General features: G+C 67.8%; 18 protein-coding genes and 2 pseudogenes. 15 read left to right on the top strand and 5 right to left on the bottom strand.

The window, feature by feature from the left end:
- Positions 1-82 precede the first annotated feature (82 nt).
- A complete protein-coding gene (locus tag AT701_RS08225; protein WP_058125631.1) occupies positions 83-814 on the bottom strand; it encodes an SDR family oxidoreductase in 732 nt (243 codons plus the stop codon).
- 96 nt (positions 815-910) lie between these two features.
- Between AT701_RS08225 and AT701_RS08230 the strand changes: the two genes are divergently transcribed.
- Positions 911-1,480, top strand: coding sequence for a TetR/AcrR family transcriptional regulator (locus tag AT701_RS08230; RefSeq protein ID WP_058125632.1), 570 nt, complete (start codon positions 911-913; stop codon positions 1,478-1,480).
- A 123-nt stretch (positions 1,481-1,603) separates the two neighbouring features.
- Here the strand turns inward: AT701_RS08230 and AT701_RS08235 are convergent, their stop codons facing one another.
- Entirely contained in the window at positions 1,604-1,894 is a 291-nt protein-coding gene (locus AT701_RS08235) for a WhiB family transcriptional regulator (RefSeq protein ID WP_003893002.1), read from the bottom strand.
- 433 nt (positions 1,895-2,327) lie between these two features.
- Here AT701_RS08235 and AT701_RS08240 point away from each other — a divergent pair, with 433 nt between their 5' ends.
- The 3 genes from AT701_RS08240 to AT701_RS08250 all read left to right on the top strand — a co-directional run bounded on the left by AT701_RS08240 (position 2,328) and on the right by AT701_RS08250 (position 4,997).
- Positions 2,328-3,134, top strand: a complete 807-nt coding sequence (locus AT701_RS08240; RefSeq protein WP_036452844.1) for a tetratricopeptide repeat protein — start codon at positions 2,328-2,330, stop codon at positions 3,132-3,134.
- Positions 3,135-3,223: 89 nt separating this feature from the next.
- Positions 3,224-3,802, top strand: a complete 579-nt coding sequence (locus tag AT701_RS08245) for a sigma-70 family RNA polymerase sigma factor (protein ID WP_058125633.1) — start codon at positions 3,224-3,226, stop codon at positions 3,800-3,802.
- Positions 3,795-4,997, top strand: coding sequence for an anti-sigma-D factor RsdA (locus AT701_RS08250; RefSeq protein ID WP_058127574.1), 1,203 nt, complete (start codon positions 3,795-3,797; stop codon positions 4,995-4,997). The genes AT701_RS08245 and AT701_RS08250 overlap by 8 nt, the downstream gene beginning before the upstream one ends.
- Positions 4,998-5,027: 30 nt before the next feature.
- Here AT701_RS08250 and AT701_RS08255 read toward each other — a convergent pair whose 3' ends face one another.
- The gene (locus AT701_RS08255; RefSeq protein ID WP_058125634.1) at positions 5,028-5,438 is read right to left on the bottom strand and encodes a DUF5319 domain-containing protein; all 411 of its coding nucleotides are present in this window, start codon (positions 5,436-5,438) and stop codon (positions 5,028-5,030) included.
- 141 nt (positions 5,439-5,579) lie between these two features.
- Between AT701_RS08255 and guaB the strand changes: the two genes are divergently transcribed.
- From guaB to cch2, 6 genes are all read left to right on the top strand, one after another.
- Positions 5,580-7,121: an IMP dehydrogenase gene (gene guaB / locus AT701_RS08260; protein WP_011727766.1), complete on the top strand. Its 1,542-nt coding sequence runs from the start codon at positions 5,580-5,582 to the stop codon at positions 7,119-7,121.
- 28 nt (positions 7,122-7,149) lie between these two features.
- Positions 7,150-8,277, top strand: a complete 1,128-nt coding sequence (locus tag AT701_RS08265; protein WP_174519649.1) for a GuaB3 family IMP dehydrogenase-related protein — start codon at positions 7,150-7,152, stop codon at positions 8,275-8,277.
- Positions 8,278-8,345: 68 nt separating this feature from the next.
- Positions 8,346-10,082, top strand: coding sequence for a GMC family oxidoreductase (locus tag AT701_RS08270; RefSeq protein WP_058125636.1), 1,737 nt, complete (start codon positions 8,346-8,348; stop codon positions 10,080-10,082).
- A gap of 82 nt (positions 10,083-10,164) precedes the next feature.
- Positions 10,165-10,824, top strand: coding sequence for a phosphate signaling complex protein PhoU (gene phoU / locus AT701_RS08275; RefSeq protein WP_011727768.1), 660 nt, complete (start codon positions 10,165-10,167; stop codon positions 10,822-10,824).
- A gap of 154 nt (positions 10,825-10,978) precedes the next feature.
- Positions 10,979-12,592 (top strand): benzoylformate decarboxylase, encoded by a 1,614-nt coding sequence (mdlC, locus tag AT701_RS08280; RefSeq protein ID WP_058125637.1) that lies wholly within the window; start codon positions 10,979-10,981, stop codon positions 12,590-12,592.
- Between the two features lie 27 nt (positions 12,593-12,619).
- Positions 12,620-13,039 (top strand): tautomerase CCH2, encoded by a 420-nt coding sequence (gene cch2, locus AT701_RS08285; protein ID WP_058125638.1) that lies wholly within the window; start codon positions 12,620-12,622, stop codon positions 13,037-13,039.
- A gap of 9 nt (positions 13,040-13,048) precedes the next feature.
- Here the strand turns inward: cch2 and AT701_RS08290 are convergent, their stop codons facing one another.
- Both AT701_RS08290 and AT701_RS08295 read right to left on the bottom strand, forming a co-directional pair.
- Positions 13,049-15,409, bottom strand: a complete 2,361-nt coding sequence (locus AT701_RS08290; protein ID WP_058127575.1) for a glycoside hydrolase family 65 protein — start codon at positions 15,407-15,409, stop codon at positions 13,049-13,051.
- Positions 15,409-16,179 (bottom strand): beta-phosphoglucomutase family hydrolase, encoded by a 771-nt coding sequence (locus tag AT701_RS08295; RefSeq protein WP_058125639.1) that lies wholly within the window; start codon positions 16,177-16,179, stop codon positions 15,409-15,411. The genes AT701_RS08290 and AT701_RS08295 overlap by 1 nt, the downstream gene beginning before the upstream one ends.
- A 171-nt stretch (positions 16,180-16,350) precedes the next feature.
- On the opposite strand from AT701_RS08295, the gene guaA reads away from it, so the two are divergent.
- From guaA to AT701_RS08320, 5 genes and pseudogenes are all read left to right on the top strand, one after another.
- Positions 16,351-17,913 carry a glutamine-hydrolyzing GMP synthase gene (gene guaA, locus AT701_RS08300; RefSeq protein ID WP_058125640.1) on the top strand — a complete coding sequence of 521 codons (1,563 nt, stop codon included), beginning with the start codon at positions 16,351-16,353 and terminating at the stop codon, positions 17,911-17,913.
- A gap of 10 nt (positions 17,914-17,923) precedes the next feature.
- Complete coding sequence (locus AT701_RS08305; protein ID WP_058125641.1) at positions 17,924-18,601, top strand: TetR/AcrR family transcriptional regulator; 678 nt, start codon at positions 17,924-17,926, stop codon at positions 18,599-18,601.
- A 142-nt stretch (positions 18,602-18,743) separates the two neighbouring features.
- Entirely contained in the window at positions 18,744-19,601 is an 858-nt protein-coding gene (locus AT701_RS08310) for an ABC transporter substrate-binding protein (protein ID WP_058125642.1), read from the top strand.
- Positions 19,602-19,710: 109 nt separating this feature from the next.
- Positions 19,711-20,244 (top strand): annotated as a pseudogene (locus AT701_RS08315) (amino acid ABC transporter permease); the annotation flags it as partial.
- 121 nt (positions 20,245-20,365) lie between these two features.
- Positions 20,366-20,833, top strand: a pseudogene (locus tag AT701_RS08320) (amino acid ABC transporter ATP-binding protein); the annotation flags it as partial.
- Between the last annotated feature and the right edge of the window lie 3 nt (positions 20,834-20,836).

The raw sequence follows: 20,836 nt of genomic DNA on the forward strand, positions 1-20,836 counted from the left end.
CCCTCGTGCATCCGGCCGGCCCACGTCGCGCACAGCACCAGACCGCCGAGTCGCTACGCGACGGCGGCGAACATCCGGACGCTCACGGCTTGAAGTCGCTCAGCGCTTGGACCGCGACGGCGTGGAGTTCCTCGTACGGTTCGGACAGCAGGGACTTGGCCAGGCGCGAGTCGTCGTCGGCGAGCACCTCGAACGCGCCGGAGAGCACGCCGTCGAGGGACTGTTCGACAACGCTTTCGGCAGAGACCTTGGGCATGTCCCACCGGGCTGACATGGCTGTGTCGACCATGCCGACCACCACAGCCGTCACCGTGGTGCCTTGCGCCGTGAGCTCGGCGCGCATGGCGTTGGTGGCCGACCATGCGGCGGCTTTCGACGCCGCATATGCCGTCGGCACCGGGATCCAGATCGCGGCGGACAGGACGTTGAGGAAGGCGCCGCCGCCGTTGCCGGCGAGGAGGGGCGCGAACGCGCGCGCGACACGGAGCGTGCCGAAGAAGTTGGTCTCGAAGACGCGGCGGGTGATCTCGTCGTCCTGGGTGAGCACCGACCTGTCGTCTTCCGGTGCGATGGCGGCGTTGTTGATCACCAGGTCGACATCCCGCGCGGCGGCCGCGGCCGCGGTGATCGACTGCGGATCGGTGAGGTCGAGCGTGAGCGGCGCCACGCGCGCGTCTTCCCACGGGTGGGGCCGCCGGGCGGTCGCGTAGACCCGCGCCGCACCGCGCGCGAGCGCCTGTCGGACGAATTCCTCGCCGAGACCGCCGTTCGCGCCGGTGATGAGTACTTTTCTGCCGTCGAGCCGTTGAGTCATGGCGTGTTCCGTCCCGGATTAGAGTAAGTGGGGACGATCCCCACGTAAGTAGTTATGTGGGGAGACTCCCCATTTATTCCTGAGGAGACGAAACTGGTGACCGAGACGCCCGTCCGTCGACGTCGCGCCGACGCGCAGCGCAATCGCGACGCGATACTGCGCGCGGCGAGGGAGGCCTTCGAGACCGACGGGATCTTCGCGCCGCTGGACAGCATCGCGACCGCGGCGGGGGTGGGTAACGCGACGCTGTACCGGAATTTCCCGACCCGCGACGACCTGCTCAGGGCGGTCCTGGAGGACGGGGTCGCGGAAATGGTCGCCGAATCGGAGGCCTATGAGCGGCACTCTGACGCCGAAGAAGCGTTGCGCGACTGGCTGTTTCGGGTCACGTGGGCGCTGCGCATCTGGCACGACCTGCCGAACTGCATCGCCACCGCGCACGACGACGCCGGGTCGCCGGTGCGCCCGGTCACCGACCGGTTGGCCGACCGCACGGCCCAGCTTCTCGACAACTACCGCGCCGGCAAGGGCCCCTCACCGGTCACGGCCGAGGAATTGTTCCAACTCGTGACGGCGGTGTCCTGGGCCGTCGACCGGTTCGGTGACGATCAGGACCGCGCCCGTAGAAGGCTGGAGTTCGCGACTGCCGGCCTTTTCGATTCTTGAAACGCCGACCGTGGGCGCTGTGCACGCTTTTCAGCGCATTCGTGTGCACAGGACCCACGGTGGCCGGAAGAAGAAGTGACAAAGACCCCTATTTGATAGGGGTCTCTGTGCGTTTGCTGTGGGCTAGGCGCTGCGGCGAATTCCGCGCTTGAGCAGAAGCTCACGCTCGGATTCGCTGAGACCGCCCCAAATGCCGTACGGCTCGCCCACCGCCAGCGCGTGCGAGCGGCACTGCGCGATCACCGGGCAACTGCGACACATTTCCTTCGCACGCATCTCACGCTGGGCCCGTGCACGTCCACGCTCGCCGTCCGGGTGGAAGAACATCGACGAGTCGACGCCACGGCAAAGTCCTCGCATCTGCCAATCCCAGATGTCCGCATTCGGACCGGGTAGTTGCTGCGGCTGCGGCATTATGGAAAACCCCTCCCTGCGCGCTCATTTCGAAACTGAACGCGTGCGTGAGTCGGTGGAATCAGACTGAGCATGTGTCGCCGGTGACCTGCCGTGCACACAAACTAGGGGCGCTCAATAAAAACCGTCAATACCCTGAGCGTGTGCTCAACCGCATAACGGCAGGTCCAGAATTTACATCACGTTCATCGTTCTGAAGCGCTGCCCGAGACAACCGTGTTAGGGGGCAAGGGCAGGCTAACCCGTTTCCGCTGATCGTGCAGCGCGAGTAATACGCGGCATTTCCTAGCGTCTGGCAGTTAGTTGACACGGCAGTAACATTCGCGGCATGAACTGTTAACTATTGTTGTTTGCACAACATTCATGTGCGTATCCCGCGGTGCCGGTTCCGGTGGACCCCCGCCGGAGCAGGTGTTGATAGCGTCCCGAACCGATGTCCGCTATTGACGACGTGACCGCAACGCTGGCCGAGGCGGCGTTCGGTGACGATCCCGGCCGGTGGCCCCTACCGAGCGCGTCCACACCGCACGAGCGCTGGCTACGCGCCGTGGCTGCAGGCGGACAGGGGCGGTACAACTGCGCCTTGACCGAACTCGCCGAGCTTATCCGGGCCGAGCGGGGTTCGCTGGGTACTCCGCTCGTCTCGCTGGCCCACAGCACCCGCGCATCGTTTCTGCGTCAACTCGGCTGGCACACCCGCGCGCGCGGAGCCGACGGGCTGGCGTGGGCGCACCGGGGCACGGATCCCGAGGCCGCCGCCGACGCGCTCGTGGGACTCGCCGCCGACGCCCTCGGGGTGGGACGGTTCGCGGCGTCGGCGCGGTTGCTGGAGCGTGCGCGCACCGAACTCGGCGACGTGAGTGCGCGCGTCGCGGTGCGCACCGCGTGGGTGAGCGCCGAACTGGCGATGGTGACGGGCGACGGCCCCACCGCGGTGGTCCACGCCGAACGCGGGGTCGCGGCCGCGGCCGAATACACCTCCATGCGGCACACCATCAAGTCCGACGTGGTTATGGCGGCCGCGCTGTGCAGTGCCGGGCGGCTCGACGACGCGCGGGTGGTTGCCGACAGGGCGCTGCAGGCAACCGCTGATAACGGGTTGATCCCGCTGCGTTGGGCGCTGGCGTGTCTGCTCGCCGACATAGGAAGTACGGCTCACACTCTCGAAGAGGTCCGCGAAATCCGCGACGGCACCGCCGATACAGTGCGTCGCAGAGGTGGCGTGTGGTCGAGTCACTGAGCCGGTCCCCACACAGCCGATCGTTATTGTTTAGCTGAGCCAACCGCCGCGAGTGTCGGTGCCAAGTAACGCTGGAGAGATCGCCCACGATGACAAGTTCGGGAGACCGTCTCGACGCTGTCGTTGCTGAGGCCGTGGCCGGCGATCGAGATGCGCTCCGGGAAGTGCTGGAGATCATTCGGCCGATCATCGTCAGGTATTGCCGGGCGAGGATCGGAGCAACCGAGCGAAGTGGTCTTTCAGCTGATGACGTTGCGCAGGAGGTGTGCTTGGCCGCCATAACGGCGTTGCCGCGATACAGGGATCAGGGACGTCCATTCCTGGCCTTTGTGTACGGCATTGCTGCGCACAAGGTTGCTGACGCGCATCGCGCGGCAGCCAGGAACCGCGCCGAACCGACCGATGTGGTGCCGGAGCGGTTCTCGCTGGACACCGGGCCCGAGCAATCCGCCATCGACTCCGAATCCTCGGCCCGGATGGCGAAACTGCTCTCGGTACTCCCCGAGAAGCAACGCGAGATCTTGATCCTGCGTGTCGTCGTCGGCATGAGCGCCGAAGAGACCGCAGAGGCCGTCGGCAGCACTGCCGGCGCGGTCCGGGTCGCCCAGCACCGGGCGCTGGCCCGGTTGAAGACGGAGATCATGGCGACAGGACGTGATCATGCCTGACTTCGGACGCTGGACATCGAACGGCGGTGACCCGTCGCTCAACGAGATCAACCGCACCGACCGCTTCATCGAAGCCCTGTCGCTGGAACAGCCCGTCTATTCGACCGATCCGGAAGAGGCCGAACTGGCCTTCCTGTTGGCGGGCTGGCGCGACGACGTCCGTCAGGCGCCCATGACGGGCATCATCAACCCGCGCGAGGCGGTCGTGGCGCTCGATCGTGCCGTGGCACGCAACCGCCCGCGCCTGCCGTTGGCGCTGGTGGGTTCGGCGGCGGCCGCGGTGCTGTGCCTGGGCGGATTCGGCGCGGCCGTGTACGGCTCGAGTCCCGGCGACGCGCTCTACGGTCTGCGCGGCATGATCTTCGGCGAGCAGGCCACCCGCGACGTGCAGGTCGAGCTGGCGTCGACCGAGTTGGAGCAGGTCCAGCAGCTGATCGACCAGGGCGACTGGCAGGCGGCTCAGCAGAAGCTGCAGACCCTGACCACCACGGTCGCCACGGTCAACGACGAGGCGCAGAAGCAACAGCTGGTCACGCAGTGGCAGCAGTTGTCGGTCAAGGTCGAGAACCAGGATCCGAATGCCACGGTGGCGCCGGACGCGCCGCCACCGGTGTTCCCCGAAGTGACGATCACGCCGCCCGCGCCGACGGATACGTCGGCGGTGGAGACGACGCCGGAGTCGGCGACCCCGTCGGAGCCCACCTCACCGGGCGAGTCGGCGACCCCGAGCGACACAAGCGACACGTCGGAGCCGTCGAGTGAGACGACCGTGCCGTCGAGCCCGACGCCGAGTACTGCGCCGTCGTCGAGCGTGCCGACCGCCACCTCCCAGACCCCGCCATCCACTCAGGCGCCGACCTCGACGCCCACGTCCGGCACCGCGGTGCCGCTGCCGTCGCCGGTCGAGGACGAAGAGCCCGCAGAAGAGCCGGAACCGACGTCGGTGCCGCAGGCCCCGACGAGTGCCCCGGCCGAGCCCGCGGAGCCGTCCGGGCCTCCCGGGGATCCGGCGCGTCCTCCCGTGACGGCCACCACGACCGTGACGTTGCCCACGCAGGCGGGGCCGGCGCAGGGCCCGAACGGCCGCGGTAACGGCCCGGGCAATGGTGCGAAGCCGGCAGAACCTGCGCAGCCGAAAGCGCCCGAAGAACCTGCGGTCCAGGTCCCGCTGCTGCCGGGTATGGGTGAGAACTGACGTCAGTGCGACGTCGGTGAGCGCTGAAGGTCAGCGGTAGTCGGTGTTCTTGGCCTCGTTGGCGGCCTCCGACATCGAGGCGTCGGCGTATCCGCGGCAGTAATCCCAGGTCACATAGGCGTCGGGTTCGGGATCGTAGGCCGGCTCGTGTGGCCGGACTGTGCCGTCGACGAGGAGCTGCAGCAGATTGGCCCGCAGCATGTCCCAATCGTGGTAGTGGTCCTGCTGGCATTCGTCGCAGCAGACGACGAGACCGCGAATTCCCTTGTGCGCCAACAGCGCTTCGTAGACCGCGAGATCGGCGAGGTCGGCTTCGACCGCCGTCCGCTCGTGCGGATCCAGCGGCTGACCCGGCTCGATGGCATCGAGCGCCGCCGAGGGATCGTACGGATCGTCGGCGAACGGGTCAGGCGGTAAACCAGGTGGCAGATGGTCACGCACGCTTCCAGAGTACGCAGCGTGCCGGGCGGAGCGCCACCGGTCCCGCGACTACGACCAAGCGGCGACTCGGCTGTGGAAATGCGAGCCGATAAGATTAGGTCAGAAGCTTCTCGCCTGCGCCCGTCTCTGGAGGCCCCACCCATGTCGATCGCTGAAAGCAGCGTTCCCATCGCCGTACCGGTGCCCACCGGCGGCGACGATCCGACCAAGGTCGCCATGCTCGGCCTCACCTTCGACGACGTCCTGTTGTTGCCCGCGGCGTCCGACGTGGTGCCTGCGACCGCCGACACGTCCAGTCAGCTGACCAAGCGCATCAGGCTGCGGGTGCCGCTGGTGAGCTCGGCGATGGACACCGTCACCGAGTCGCGTATGGCCATCGCGATGGCACGCGCGGGCGGCATGGGCGTGCTGCACCGCAATCTCCCGGTCGCCGAGCAGGCCGGCCAGGTCGAGACGGTCAAACGGTCCGAGGCGGGCATGGTCACCGACCCGGTCACGTGCTCGCCCGACAACACGCTGGCCGAGGTCGACGCGATGTGCGCGCGGTTCCGTATCTCGGGTCTGCCGGTGGTCGACGACACCGGCGAGTTGGTGGGCATCATCACCAACCGCGACATGCGCTTCGAGGTCGACCAGAGCAAGCCGGTCTCCGAGGTGATGACCAAGGCCCCGCTGATCACGGCCAAGGAGGGCGTGTCGGCCGAGGCCGCGCTGGGGCTGCTGCGCAGGCACAAGATCGAGAAGCTGCCGATCGTGGACGGGCACGGCAAGCTCACGGGTCTCATCACCGTCAAGGACTTCGTCAAGACCGAGCAGTTCCCGCTGTCGACCAAGGACAGCGACGGCAGGCTGCTGGTGGGCGCGGCCGTCGGCGTCGGCGACGATGCGTGGACGCGCGCGATGACGCTGGTCGACGCCGGTGTGGACGTGCTGATCGTCGACACCGCGCACGCGCACAACCGCGGCGTGCTCGACATGGTGAGCCGGCTCAAGCAGGCCGTCGGTGAGCGCGTCGACGTCGTCGGCGGCAACGTCGCCACCCGCGCCGCGGCCGCCGCGCTCGTCGAGGCGGGCGCCGACGCGGTCAAGGTCGGTGTCGGACCCGGCTCGATCTGCACGACGCGTGTGGTCGCCGGTGTCGGTGCGCCGCAGATCACCGCGATCCTCGAAGCCGTCGCGGCGTGCAAGCCGTACGGCGTCCCGGTCATCGCCGACGGCGGTCTGCAGTACTCGGGTGACATCGCCAAGGCGCTGGCCGCCGGTGCGTCCACCGCGATGCTGGGCTCGCTGCTGGCGGGCACCGCCGAATCCCCGGGTGAGTTGATCTTCGTCAACGGCAAGCAGTTCAAGAGCTACCGCGGCATGGGCTCGCTGGGGGCCATGCAGGGACGCGGTGCGGCCAAGAGCTACTCCAAGGACCGCTACTTCCAGGACGACGTGCTGTCGGAGGACAAGCTGGTGCCCGAGGGCATCGAGGGGCGGGTGCCCTTCCGTGGCCCGCTGGGCACGGTCATCCACCAGCTGACCGGCGGGTTGCGCGCGGCCATGGGCTACACCGGTTCGGCGACCATCGAGCAGCTGCAACAGGCGCAGTTCGTGCAGATCACGGCTGCCGGGCTGAAGGAAAGCCACCCGCACGACATCACCATGACTGTCGAGGCACCCAACTACTACACCCGCTGAACAGGGGGACCCTTCAGTCATGCGTGACATGGTTGAAATCGGCATGGGCAGAACCGCCCGCCGCACATACGAACTCGAAGATGTCACGATCGTCCCGTCGCGCCGTACGCGGTCGTCCAAGGACGTGTCGACGGCGTGGCAGCTCGACGCCTACCGGTTCGAGATCCCCGTGGTCGCCCATCCGACCGACGCGCTGGTGTCGCCGGAGTTCGCGATCGAGATGGGGCGCCTCGGCGGTCTCGGCGTCCTCAACGGCGAAGGCCTGATCGGCCGTCACGCCGACGTCGAGGAGAAGATCGCCCAGGTGGTCGAGGTGGCCGCCAAGGAGCCCGAGCCCTCGGCCGCGATCCGTCTGCTGCAACAGCTGCACGCCGCGCCGCTGGATCCCGACCTGCTGGGCGCGGCCGTGGCGCGCATCCGCGAGGCGGGTGTGACCACCGCCGTGCGCGTGAGCCCGCAGAACGCCCAGGCCCTGACGCCGACACTGGTGGCGGCCGGGATCGACCTGCTGGTCATCCAGGGCACGATCATCTCCGCCGAGCGCGTCGCCTCCGATGGTGAGCCGCTCAACCTCAAGACCTTCATCTCCGAGCTCGACGTGCCCGTGGTGGCAGGCGGCGTGCTCGACCACCGCACCGCGCTGCACCTCATGCGCACCGGCGCGGCCGGCGTCATCGTCGGCTACGGCTCCACGAGCGGTGTGACCACCAGCGACGAGGTGCTCGGCATCAGCGTGCCGATGGCCACCGCGATCGCCGACGCCGCCGCCGCGCGCCGCGAATACCTCGACGAGACCGGCGGCCGTTACGTGCACGTGCTCGCCGACGGCGACATCCACAGCTCCGGCGATCTCGCGAAGGCCATCGCGTGCGGTGCCGACGCCGTGGTGCTCGGCACGCCGCTGGCCACCTCGGCCGAGGCATTGGGCAACGGCTGGTTCTGGCCGTCGGCCGCGGCGCACCCGTCGCTGCCGCGCGGCGCGCTGCTGCAGGTCGCCTTGGGCGAGCGACCTTCGCTGGAGCAGGTGCTCACCGGTCCGTCCGACGACCCGTTCGGTTCGTTGAACCTGGTCGGCGGTCTGCGCCGCTCGATGGCCAAGGCCGGCTATTGCGATCTCAAGGAATTCCAGAAAGTGGGCCTGACTGTCGGCAGCTGAGCCGACAGCTTTACAAGTTAGGCCCTCCTGTCTAGAAAGTTACCGGCCGGTAATCCATACTGGTTGCCATGAAGCCTGACTACGACGTCTTGGTGATCGGTTCCGGATTCGGCGGAAGCGTGAGTGCGCTGCGGCTCACCGAAAAGGGCTACCGGGTGGGTGTGCTCGAAGCGGGCCGTCGCTTCTCCGACGAAGAGTTCGCGAAGACCTCGTGGCAGCTCCGCAAATTTCTGTGGGCGCCCAAGCTCGGTTGCTACGGCATCCAGCGCATCCACCTGCTGCGCAACGTGATGATCCTGGCCGGCGCCGGTGTCGGCGGCGGATCACTCAATTACGCCAACACGCTGTACGTGCCGCCGGAGCCGTTCTTCGCCGACCGCCAGTGGGCCGGCATCACCGACTGGCGCGCCGAACTCACGCCGCACTACGACCAGGCGCAGCGCATGCTGGGCGTGGTCACCAACCCGACCTTCACCGACGCCGACCGCGTGGTGAAAGAGGTCGCCGACGAGATGGGCGTCGGCGACACGTTCGTGCAGACGCCGGTCGGGGTGTTCTTCGGTCCCGACGGGGAGAAGACGCCCGGCAAGACCGTGCCGGACCCGTACTTCGGTGGCGTGGGCCCGGACCGCACCGGGTGCATCGAGTGCGGATCGTGCATGACCGGGTGCCGCTACGGCGCAAAGAACACGCTGCTCAAGAACTACCTGGGGCTCGCAGAACGAGGCGGTGCCGAGGTGCATCCGCTGCGGACCGTGGCCGGGTTCGAACAACTGCCCGACGGCACCTGGCGCGTCGACACCGTACGCACCGGCCGGTGGGCACGTAAGGACAAGCGCTCGTTCACCGCGACACACGTGGTGCTGGCCGCGGGCACCTGGGGTACGCAGCGGCTGCTGTTCAAGATGCGCGACACCGGCAAGCTGCCCAAGCTGTCGTCGCGGCTGGGCGTGCTGACGCGCACCAACTCCGAATCGATCGTCGGGGCCGGGCGCTACGAGGTCACGCCGGATCTGGACCTCACCCACGGCGTGGCGATCACGTCGTCGATCCACCCGACACCCGACACCCACATCGAACCCGTGCGCTACGGCAAGGGCTCCAACGCGATGGGGCTGCTGCAGACGCTGATGACCGACGGCGACGGACCCGACGGCGCGGGAATCCCGCGATGGAAACAGCTGCTGCGCAACGCCGCCGAGGACCCGCGTGGCACACTGCGCCTGCTCAACGTGCACCGCTGGAGTGAGCGCACGCTCATCGCGCTGGTCATGCAGCATCTGGACAACTCGATCACCACCTACACCAAACGCAACCGTCTGGGCATCCGGCGCTACCTGAGCAAGCAGGGGCACGGTGCGCCCAACCCCACCTGGATCCCGGTGGGCAACGAGGTGACCCGGCGGATCGCCAAGAAGATCGACGGCGTCGCGGGCGGCACGTGGGGCGAGCTGTTCAACATCCCGCTGACCGCGCACTTCCTCGGCGGCGCTGCCATCGGCGACAGCCCGGAAACCGGCGTCATCGACCCCTACCAGCGCGTCTACAACTATCCGACGCTGCACGTCATGGACGGCGCTGCGATCTCGGCCAACCTCGGGGTGAACCCGTCGCTGTCCATCACGGCCCAGGCCGAGCGGGCGACGTCGCTGTGGCCCAACAAGGGCGAGCAGGATCAGCGGCCCGACCAGGGCGAGCCGTACCGGCGGCTCGCGTCGATCGCGCCCGTCCATCCCGTGGTGCCCGCCGACGCTCCTGGCGCGCTGCGCCGGCTGCCGATCGAACCCGTGTCGTCGGCGGGGTAGAAACGTCGATTGAAGAGGCCACCGGATGGGTACCTACGTCCTCATCCGGGGCGACGGGTTCCCGGCCGGGAGGTCATGGGCGATGCGAGCTGTGTTCCACCAGCAGCTGACCGCGCTGAGCGCGGAGCTGGGCGAGATGTGCGGTCTGGCGGCGAGCGCGATGGAGCGCGCGACGCAGGCTCTCCTGGAATCCGATCTGACGCTGGCCGAAGAGGTTCTGGACACCCACGAGCTCATCGCGCTGCGCAACCGGCACGTCGAGCAGACGGCGTTCAAACTGCTCGCGTTGCAGCAGCCCGTGGCCAGTGAGCTGCGTATGGTTGTCGGGTCCATGCACATCGCCGCCGATCTCGACCGCATGGGCGCGCTCGCCTCGCACGTGGCCCGCATCTCCCGGCTGCGCCATCCCGACTGCGCGGTGCCCGCCGATGTCCGCGCCAGCATCGCCGCCATGGGCGCCGGGGCCGTGAAGCTCGCCCGCATCGCGCAAGAGGTGCTGATCACGCGGGACCCCGACACCGCGGCGCGGCTGCGAGCCGAGGACGACGCGGTCGACGCCGAACACCGGCATCTGTTCACGCTCCTGATGGACCACCACTGGCAGGACGGCGTGAGCTGTGCGGTGGATGTCGCGCTGCTCAGCCGCTATTACGAGCGGTTCGCCGACCATGCCGTCGAGATCGGCAAGCGCGTGGTGTTCGAGGCGACCGGCGGTATGCCGAGCCACAAGAAACTCGCCTGATTACCGGCTAGCGGTAAACAGCGGGTACGGAGCAGATCACCAGGGAGATGCCAGGCAGCGTCGATGCTGCCGGATACCGCTTCGAGAGAAGGTTTTCGCAGCCTCAGCAACAGCTGAACAGCCGAAAATATTCCCTCCGACAGGCGGTAATCCAATGTCCGATCAGAAGACCGTTCACGACGTCACCTACGATCTGCTGCGAAAGCTCGGTCTGACAACAGTTTTCGGTAACCCCGGCTCCACCGAGGAGTCGTTTCTGCGGGACTTCCCCGAGGATTTCACCTACGTGCTCGCGCTGCAGGAGGCCTCCGCGCTGGTCATGGCCGACGGTTTCGCGCAGGCGACCGGCAAGCCCGCGCTGGTGAATCTGCACACCGCGGCAGGTACCGGTAACGCGATGGGCAGCCTGGTCGCGGCGTACCGGGCCAACACGCCGCTCATCATCACCGCCGGGCAGCAGACCCGCGAGATGTCGGTCGTCGACCCGTATCTCAACAATCCCGACGCGACCACGATGCCCAAGCCGTGGGTCAAGTGGTCGTACGAACCGGCCCGTGCCGAGGACGTCCCGGCGGCGTTCATGCAGGCCTACGCGGTCGCCATGCAGCCGCCCATGGGCCCGGTGTTCCTGTCCATCCCGCTGGACGACTGGGACAAGCCCGCACTCGGGCCCGCCGCCGTCCGCAGCGTCAGCACCCGCGTCGCGCCCGACGCCGAACGCCTGGCACAGTTCGCCGAGCGCATCAACGCGGCCAAGCACCCCATGCTGGTGCTCGGGCCCGAGGTGGACCGGGCCGGCGCCTGGGATGCCGGCATCGAGTTTGCCGAAAAGCTCGGTGCGCCAGTACATGCCAGCGCGTTGCCGGATCGCATGTCCTTCCCCGAGGATCACCCGCTGTACGCAGGCCCGCTGCCCATGACCATCGCGGGCGTCGAACAGGCCGTCAGCGCCTACGATCTGGTCGTGGTGGTCGGCGCCGAGGTGTTCCGGTACTACCCGTACGTGCCGGGGGAGTACCTGCCGGAGGGCACCGATCTGCTGCAGATCACCGCCGACCCGCACCGCAGTGCCGTGGCCCCGGTGGGCGACAGCCTGGTCGGCGATGTCGGCATCGCACTGAGCCGGCTCACCGAGCTGATCGACACCCCGGCCGACCGTGTGCCACCGAAACCACTGGTGCGGCAGCGTCATTCGGACATCCCATCGACAGCGCCCATGACCTCCAACGCGGTCTACGAGGTGCTGAGCAACGTCAAGCCCGACGACGCCGCGGTGGTCATGGAATCGACGTCGACCATGCTCGACCTGTTCACGTGGCTGCCGACGACGCACCCCGCGAGCTTCTTCGCGACGGGCAGCGGCGGTATCGGGTGGGGCGTGCCCGCGGCCGTGGGCATCGCCCTCGGTGACCGCGCCCGCGGCGTCGACCGCACGGTCGTCGCGACCATCGGCGACGGTTCCTTCCAGTACTCGATCCAGGCGATCTGGACTGCCGCGCAACACAAACTGCCCATCGTGTTCGTGGTGCTGCGCAACGGCGAGTACGCGATCCTCAAGTCGTTCGCCAACCTGGAGAAGACACCGAACGTGCCCGGGCTGCAACTTCCCGGCCTGGACATCTCGTCGCTGGCCGCCGGATTCGGTTGCCGCACCGCCACAGTCGAGAGCACCGACATGCTCGAGGCCGAGTTCAAGACCGCGCTGCAGGCCGACGGCCCCACGGTGCTGGTGGTGCCCACCCTGCCCCAGCTGCCCCAGCTCGGCTGAGCCCGGTCACGAACAGGAGACGAAACGATGCCCGTCTACACCGTCACCATGTCCCGCGGCACCCTGAACGGCGAGACCAAAGCGGCCCTGGCCGCCGAGATCACCACCATCCACTCCGCGGTCAACCACGTTCCCTCGACCTACATCAACGTGCTGTTCAACGAGCTGGCGCCCTCCAACGTCTACACCGACGGCAAGCCCGCCCATCCGTTGATCATCAACGGATGGGTACGCACCGGACACTCCGACGAGCAGACCACCGCGCTGGTGACCCAGGTCGCCGACGCCGCGACCCGGATCACCGGAATCCCCGCCGAGCGGGTGCTGGTGATCATCGGCAACAGCCCGGCGCGGTTCGCCATCGAAGGCGGCCGCATCCTGCCGGACCCGGGTCAGGAACTCGCCTGGCTCGCCGCGACAACTGAACACAGCCCGGGGGCTCGGTAATTCAGGCCATCAGTGCCCGGCCGGCCTGCGCCGCAGGGGTTCACGCCCCGGCGGTTGCGGTGGCGCAGGCAACAACGGGTGGCGGGGACGGACCGCGACCGTGGTCGGTTCCGACGTACTGAGCACCAGCTCCTCACCGGCGTGCCGGATGGCCAATGTGCCATCCGGCCCGTCGCGTAAGGTGTACGTGACGTTGGCGTGGTCGGCATGCACAGTCACCCGGAACCCCTTCCAGCGCAACCGGAATCGCAGACACGAGATCCCGTCCGGCAGATGCGGATCCAGCGACAGGATGCCCTCGTCGTCACGCAGCCCGCCGAAACCGGCAACCAGGGCGGTCCACGCCCCGGCCAACGAGGCCATGTGCAGACCGTCGCGGGTGTTGCGGTGCAGATCCCGCAGATCGATCATGGCGGCTTCGTAGGTGTAGTCGTGGGCGAGAGCGAGATGGCCCACGTCGGCGCACATCACGGCCTGGGTGCAGGCCGACAGCGACGAGTCGCGCGTCGTGCGACGCTCGTAGTAATCGACGTTGTGGGCCTTCTGCTCCGGGGTGAACGCGTGGCTCTGCCACTGCATCGCGAGCACCAGATCCGCCTGCTTGAGCACCTGTGCCGGGTAAAGCCGCACGTACGGTTCGTTCATCAGCAGCGGGTAGACCGTGTTGGCCGAGAAGTCCCACTCCGCCAGCGTCGTGAACCCCTCGCACTGTGGGTGCACACCCAATTCCTCGTCGTACGGGATGTGGGCGGCCTCGGCCGCGTCGCGCCACGCCGCGGTCTCCTCGGTGGTGACGCCCATCGCGTACGCCGCGTCGGGATGGCGGATGCAGGCGTCGGCGGCGACGCGCAGGTTGTGGGCCGCCATCAGATTGGTGAAGACGTTGTCGCGTACCACCGCGGTGTACTCGTCGGGGCCGGTGACGCCGTCGAGGTGCCAGACGCCGTGGCGGTCGTGGTGCCCCAGTGACATCCACAGGCGTGCCGTGTCCACGAGGACCTCAAGGCCGCATTCCTGCTCCAGCGACTCGTCCCCGGTGACGATGCGGTAGCGCTCGAACGCCATCGCGATGTCGGCGTTGATGTGCCACGCCGCGGTGCCCGCGGGCCAGTACGCCGAACACTCCTCGCCGCGGATGGTGCGCCACGGGAAACTCGCTCCCTTGAGGTCGAGCAGCGCCGCACGTTCCCGTGCGAGGTCGAGTGTGGAGGCGCGCCACCGCAGCGCGTCGGCCGCGGCCTGCGGTTTGGTGTAGGTCAGCACCGGCAGCACGAAACCTTCGGTGTCCCAGAAGGCGTGCCCGTCGTACCCGGTGCCGGTGAGACCTTTGCCCGCGATGGCGCGGCGCTCGGCGCGCGCACTGGCCTGCAGCACATGGAACAGCCCGAAACGCACGGCCTGCTGGCAGTCCGGGTCGCCTTCGACCTCGACGTCGGCGCTGTCCCAGAACTCGTCGAGGTAGGCCCGCTGGGATTCCAGCAGGCCCTGCCAACCGCTGTACCGCGCGCCGGTGATGGCACCCGCGGCCTGATCGCGCAGCGCGGGCCGTGACCGCAGGCTCGACCAGCCGTAGGCCAGATACTTGACGATGCGCAGCTTCTGGCCCGGACGCAGCCCGCAGATGACGGTGGTGCGCGCGAGGTCCTCGTAGGCGCCGGTGCTGATCTCGACGCGGCCGGGCACCTCGACGTCATGATCCATCGCCGCGGCCACCATGAGCCCGCTGGCCTGCGTGCGGTGCACGAGAAGCGCACCGTGGTCGGTCTTTTCGTGATGCACCGGTTGCAGCGGGTTCCTCAGGATGGCCGCGACGCGCGGGTCGCCGAGCGTTTCCGGCTGGTCTTCGTTGGCGACCAGTTCGGATTGCACCGTGATGCGGGTGAACTGGTCGACGGCCTCCACGGTGTACTCGATGGCCGCGACGCCGCGGTGGGCCAGTGACACCAGCCGCGTGGTCTCGACGCGGACCTGCTTGCCCGCGGGAGAGCACCAGTGAGCGCGGCGGTTGAGGGTGCCCGCACGCATGTCGAGCGTGCGCTCGTGGTCGATGAGTTCGCCGTAGCGCACGTCGAACGGTTCGTCGTCGACGAGCAGGCGCAGGATCTTGCCGTTGGTGACGTTGACCACGGTCTGGCCGGCCTCCGGATACCCGAACCCGGCCTCCGCGTAGGGCAGTGGCCGTATCTCGAAGAACCCGGCCAGATACGTCCCGGGCAGGCCGTGCGGTTCCCCCTCTTCGAGATTGCCGCGCAAACCGATGTGGCCGTTGGACAACGCGAACAGCGACTCCGACTGTGCGAGCAGGTTGAGGTCCAGGCGTGTCTCACGTACCTGCCACGGTTCGACCGGGTACGCGTCGTGGGTGATCATCATGGCTGCAGCCGCTCCGAGGGCCGCTCCGGGGCGTCGAGCAGTTGCGCCAGGTCGGTCACCACGACGTCGGCTCCGTCGCGGCGCAGCTGCTCGCCCTGTCCTACCCGGTCGACTCCGACCACGTAGCCGAATTTCCCGGCGCGCCCCGCAGCCACCCCCGACAACGCGTCCTCGAACACCGCCGCGTGCGCGGGAGTTACGTCCAGCAGTTGGGCGGCACGCAGGAAACTGTCGGGAGCGGGCTTGCCGCTGAGGTTCTCGTCGCGCATCGTCACGCCGTCGACCCGGTGCTCGATCAGCGGTGCGAGTCCGGTGATCTCCAGCACCTCACGCGTGTTGGCACTCGACGACACCACGGCGCGCCGCAGACCGGCGGACGCGGCCGCCTCCAGATACCGTCGTGACCCCTCGAACACCTCGACGCCATCCTTGCGCAACGTCGTGTGGAACATGTCGTTCTTGCGGTTTCCCAGCCCGTGCACGGTCTCGGCGTCGGGCGGATCATCCGGCCCGCCCTCGGGCAGTTCGATGCCGCGGCTCGACAGGAACGACCGGACGCCGTCCTCTCGCCGCTTGCCGTCGACGTACCGCAGGTAGTCGTCGGCGATGTCGAACGGCACGAACGGTTCCCCGGTGGACTGCGCCCGCGCTCGCAGATAGTCGTCGAACATCGCCTTCCACGCCTTTTTGTGCACGCTGGCCGTGTCGGTGAGCACGCCGTCCAGGTCGAACAGGCACGCCGTGATCTGCTCGGGGAGCCCCAGCACAAGTCCCTCGCTTCTGTGAGTTTCGTCCTCCGACCACCGCACCACATCGGCACAGTCGCCGCCAGGAGCTTGAGAAAAGCGTTATCGGGGCGGGATAACCATCGAAGCGCGAAGCGAACCACCAGGCCGGGCATCGGCGGGAACGATCAGTGCAGCTCTTAGACTGTTGCGGTGGCATCAGAATCTCCCCGTCCCGTTCTCGTCATCGACTACGGCGCGCAGTACGCCCAGCTGATCGCACGGCGGGTCCGTGAGGCGCGGGTGTATTCGGAAGTCGTCCCGCACACCGCAGGCGTCGAGGAGATCAAGGCCAAGGATCCCCAGGCCATCGTGTTGTCGGGTGGACCGGCCAGCGTCTACACCGAGGGCGCCCCGCAGCTCGATCCCGCGCTGTTCGACCTGGACGTTCCGGTGTTCGGCATCTGCTACGGCTTCCAGGCCATGGCGCAGGCCCTCGGCGGCACCGTCGAGCGCACCGGCACCAGCGAGTTCGGCCGCACCGAGCTGCAGGTCACCGGTGGCGACCTGCACTCCGAGCTGCCCGCCACGCAGCCGGTGTGGATGAGCCACGGCGACGCGGTGACCGCGGCGCCCGAGGGCTTCGACGTGATCGCCTCCAGCGCCGGTGCGCCCGTCGCGGGCTTCGAGAACCGCGCGCGCCGCCTGGCAGGTGTGCAATATCACCCCGAGGTCCTGCACTCGCCGCACGGCCAGCAGGTGCTCAGCCGGTTCCTGCACGACTTCGCCGGTATCGACGCGACGTGGACACCCGCCAACATCGCCGATCAGCTGATCGAGGCGGTGCGTGAGCAGATCGGTGACGGCCGCGCGATCTGCGGCCTGTCCGGCGGCGTGGACTCCGCCGTGGCCGCGGCGCTGGTGCAGCGCGCCATCGGGGACCGGCTGACGTGTGTGTTCGTCGACCACGGCCTGCTGCGCGCGGGCGAGCGCGCCCAGGTGCAGCGCGACTTCGTCGCCGCGACCGGCGCCAAGCTGGTCACCGTCGACGTCGCAGACCGGTTCCTGGAAGCGCTGACCGGCGTGACCAACCCCGAGGGCAAGCGCAAGATCATCGGCCGCGAATTCATCCGCGCGTTCGAGGGCGCGGTGCGTGACCTGGTCGAGGATGAGGGCAGCGGCGACATCGACTTCCTGGTGCAGGGCACGCTGTACCCCGACGTCGTGGAATCCGGCGGCGGTTCCGGCACGGCCAACATCAAGAGCCATCACAACGTCGGCGGGCTGCCCGACGATCTGAAGTTCAAGCTCGTCGAGCCGCTGCGGCTGCTGTTCAAGGACGAGGTCCGCGCGGTGGGCCGTGAACTCGGACTCCCCGAGGAAATCGTTGCGCGCCAACCCTTCCCGGGACCCGGACTCGGCATCCGCATCGTCGGCGAGGTCACCGCGGAGCGGTTGGAGACGCTGCGCCGTGCCGACGCCATCGCGCGTGAGGAACTTACGGCCGCCGGCCTGGACAACCAGATCTGGCAGTGCCCGGTGGTGCTGCTGGCCGACGTCCGCTCGGTCGGCGTGCAGGGCGACGGACGTACGTACGGGCATCCGATCGTGCTGCGTCCGGTGTCCAGCGAGGACGCCATGACCGCCGACTGGACGCGCGTGCCTTACGAAGTGCTGGAACGCATTTCGACCCGCATCACCAACGAGGTGCGCGAGGTCAACCGCGTGGTGCTCGACATCACCAGCAAGCCGCCGGGCACCATCGAGTGGGAGTGATCGTCCCGTCGTGAAGTACACCCCGGGATGGCAGCCCACACCGGTGGACTGGGCGTCGACGCGGGGCAGGATACTGCTGGCCGCGTCGCAATTGTTCGCTGCTCGTGGGTATTTCGGCACCTCGACACGCGACATCGCCGATGCGGTCTCGATTCGCCAGCCCTCGCTCTTCCACCACTTCACCGCCAAGCAGGAGATCTTCCGCACGCTGGTGGAGCTGGATCTCGGTCCGTCGATCGACCGGGTGCGCCAACGCCTCGCCGAGGAGTCGACGTGGGCCGAGAAGCTCCATCTGACCGTGGCGTGCGATGTCCGCGAGATCCTCGCGCAACCGTTCGACGCCCGCGGCCTGTATCAGGACGCGGTCCTGGCCATGCCGGAGTTCGACGAGGAGCGGCGCGGCATCGATCTGTTCCACGACCTCGTCGAGACGCTCATCCGATCGGGGACCGACGCGGGCGAGTTCGTCGACTTCGAAGCCGGCTTCGTCCTGCGGGCGGCCAACGGCGTGATGTTCGAGACGCTGCGTGAGCAGGGCGGCCCGGCCGGCCGCATGCGCGTGCAGCGTCCTTTGCAGGCCGCCGATTTCGTCCTGCGGGCCGTCATGGTGGACCCCACCGACCTGCCACGCATCCGCGCCATCACCGAGAATCGCCTGATCAAGGGCGTCCTGCCGGCCCGTCGTTGACGCGGCCGCGCCGCCGCCTGCGATGACCGGAACATTTCTCAGGTCAATTCGGCGTTAAAACCCACCGATTCGCGTGCCTATCGGCCGATAGGCGCCTATCGTTCGATAGGCAAGGTCCGGCCCGCTCGCTCCGGAGGTAATCGTGAAAACCGCTCTCAATGTTCTCGCAGTGGGTTTCGCCGCAGTGTCGCTCGCCGGGATGGTGGTCGGGTGCTCGTCATCGGAGGGCGCCACGCCCACGCCCACCGGCCCCGCGAAGGTCTCGCCACCGGCGGTGCTCACGGCCGACACCTTGAAGATCTGCGCGCCCAACGACGGCACACCGCCCAGCGTCTATCACGACGAAAGCGGTGACCTGGTGGGCAGCGAGGTGGATCTCGGCAAGGCCCTCGCGGCGAACCTGGGTCTCGAACCCGAGTTCGTGCAGTCGGCGTTCGCGGCCGTCATCCCCACATTGCAGGCCAAGCAGTGCGACGTGATCATGGCCCAGCTCTACATCAAGCCCGAGCGGGAGAAGGTCGTCGACTTCGTTCCCTACGTCTACTCGGGCACCGGCATCGCGGTGTCCAAGGCGCACCCCGCCGCGATCACCGGCATGGACGACAGCCTGTGCGGCAAGAAAGTGATGGTCGCCGTGGGCACCACTGCCGAGGTGCTCTCACAGGAACAGTCCGACAAATGCACTGCGGCCGGCAAGTCACCGGTCGACATCAACCGCAACAACCACGCCGACGTGTCGATACAGCAGGTGCAGAACGGCCAGGTGGACGCCTATCTCGACACCGCAGAGACCATCGGCTACTACGAGACCAAGACCGGTGCGCAGATCCAGATGGTCGGAGAACCGTTCGGCACCATCAAGATCGGCGCTGCGACCCTGAAGGGGAACGCGGCCCTGCACGACGCGATCCAGCAGGCGCTCGAAGCGCTCGAATCCGACGGCACCTACGACAAGATCCTCGATCAGTGGGGCCAGAGCGAGCTGTCGATCCAGAAGTGAGTGCGGCACAATGAACTTCGACTGGACATTCTTCTGGAAGAGCCTCCTGACCCCCAGCGACGCGTTCCTGCAGGGGCTGGTGCTCACCATCGTCATCTCGGTCGTCGCAATGGTTCTGGCGACGGTCGCGGGACTGATCGTGGCGTTGATGCGGCGGTCTCGGTTCCCCGCGGTGCGATGGGTTGCGGGCGTGTACATCTGGGTGATCCGCGGAACCCCGCTGCTCGTGCAACTGGTGCTGATCTACACGGGTCTGGCAGCTGCGGGCCTCTACCAGTTCCATGACGTCTCGGTGCTCGGGTTGTCGGTGAAGGCCGCTCTGCAGGCCGCGATCATCGGGCTGATGATCAACGAGAGCGCCTACATCGCCGAGATCATCCGTGCCGGACTCGATTCGGTGCCGAAAGGGCAGTTCGAGGCCGCGGCGTCGCTGGGTATGAAGCCGGTCAAGGTGATGCGGTGGATCATCGTCCCGCAGGCGCTGCGTGTCATGGTGCCGCCCATGGGGAACTCGTTCAACGGTCTGATGAAGACCACCTCGGTGCTCAGCGTCATCGGGGTCAGCGAGATGTTCCTGGTCACCCAGTCGATCAGCTCGGCCACCTTCCACACCTTCGAGATCTTCATCGTCGCGGCGATCTACTACCTGGCGCTGACCACGATCTGGACATTCATCCAGGCCTGGCTCGAGAACCGCCTGGCCCGGCAACTCGGGATCGAGCAGCGTGTCCCGATCACGCAACGGCTGCTGGGTGCCCGGCGTTTTCAACCTCTTCCCGCACATGACCGCCGCGGAGAACGTGTGGAACGCACCGGTGCGGGTGCTCGGCACCCCGAGAGGGAAGGCCGAACAGGACGCGCTGGCGCTGCTGGAACGCGTCGGCCTGGCGGACAAGGCCGACTCCCGGCCGAGTCAGCTCTCGGGTGGACAACAGCAGCGGGTGGCCATCGCCCGCGCGCTCGCCATGCGCCCCAAGGTGATGTTGTTCGACGAGCCCACCAGCGCGCTGGACGTCGAGATGGTCGGTGAGGTTCTCGCGGTGATGCGTGAACTCGCCGCCGAGCACATGACCATGGTGGTGGTCACCCACGAGATGCGCTTCGCACGTGAGGTCGCCGACCGCATCGTGGTCATGGATGCCGGCCGGATCATCGAAGATGCCCCGCCCGACGAACTTTTCGAGAACCCCCGTCACGAACGCACCAAGGCGTTTCTCTCCACCATCCGCTAGGAG

It is taken from the genome of Mycolicibacterium smegmatis, from assembly GCF_001457595.1.
Classification (GTDB): domain Bacteria; phylum Actinomycetota; class Actinomycetes; order Mycobacteriales; family Mycobacteriaceae; genus Mycobacterium; species Mycobacterium smegmatis.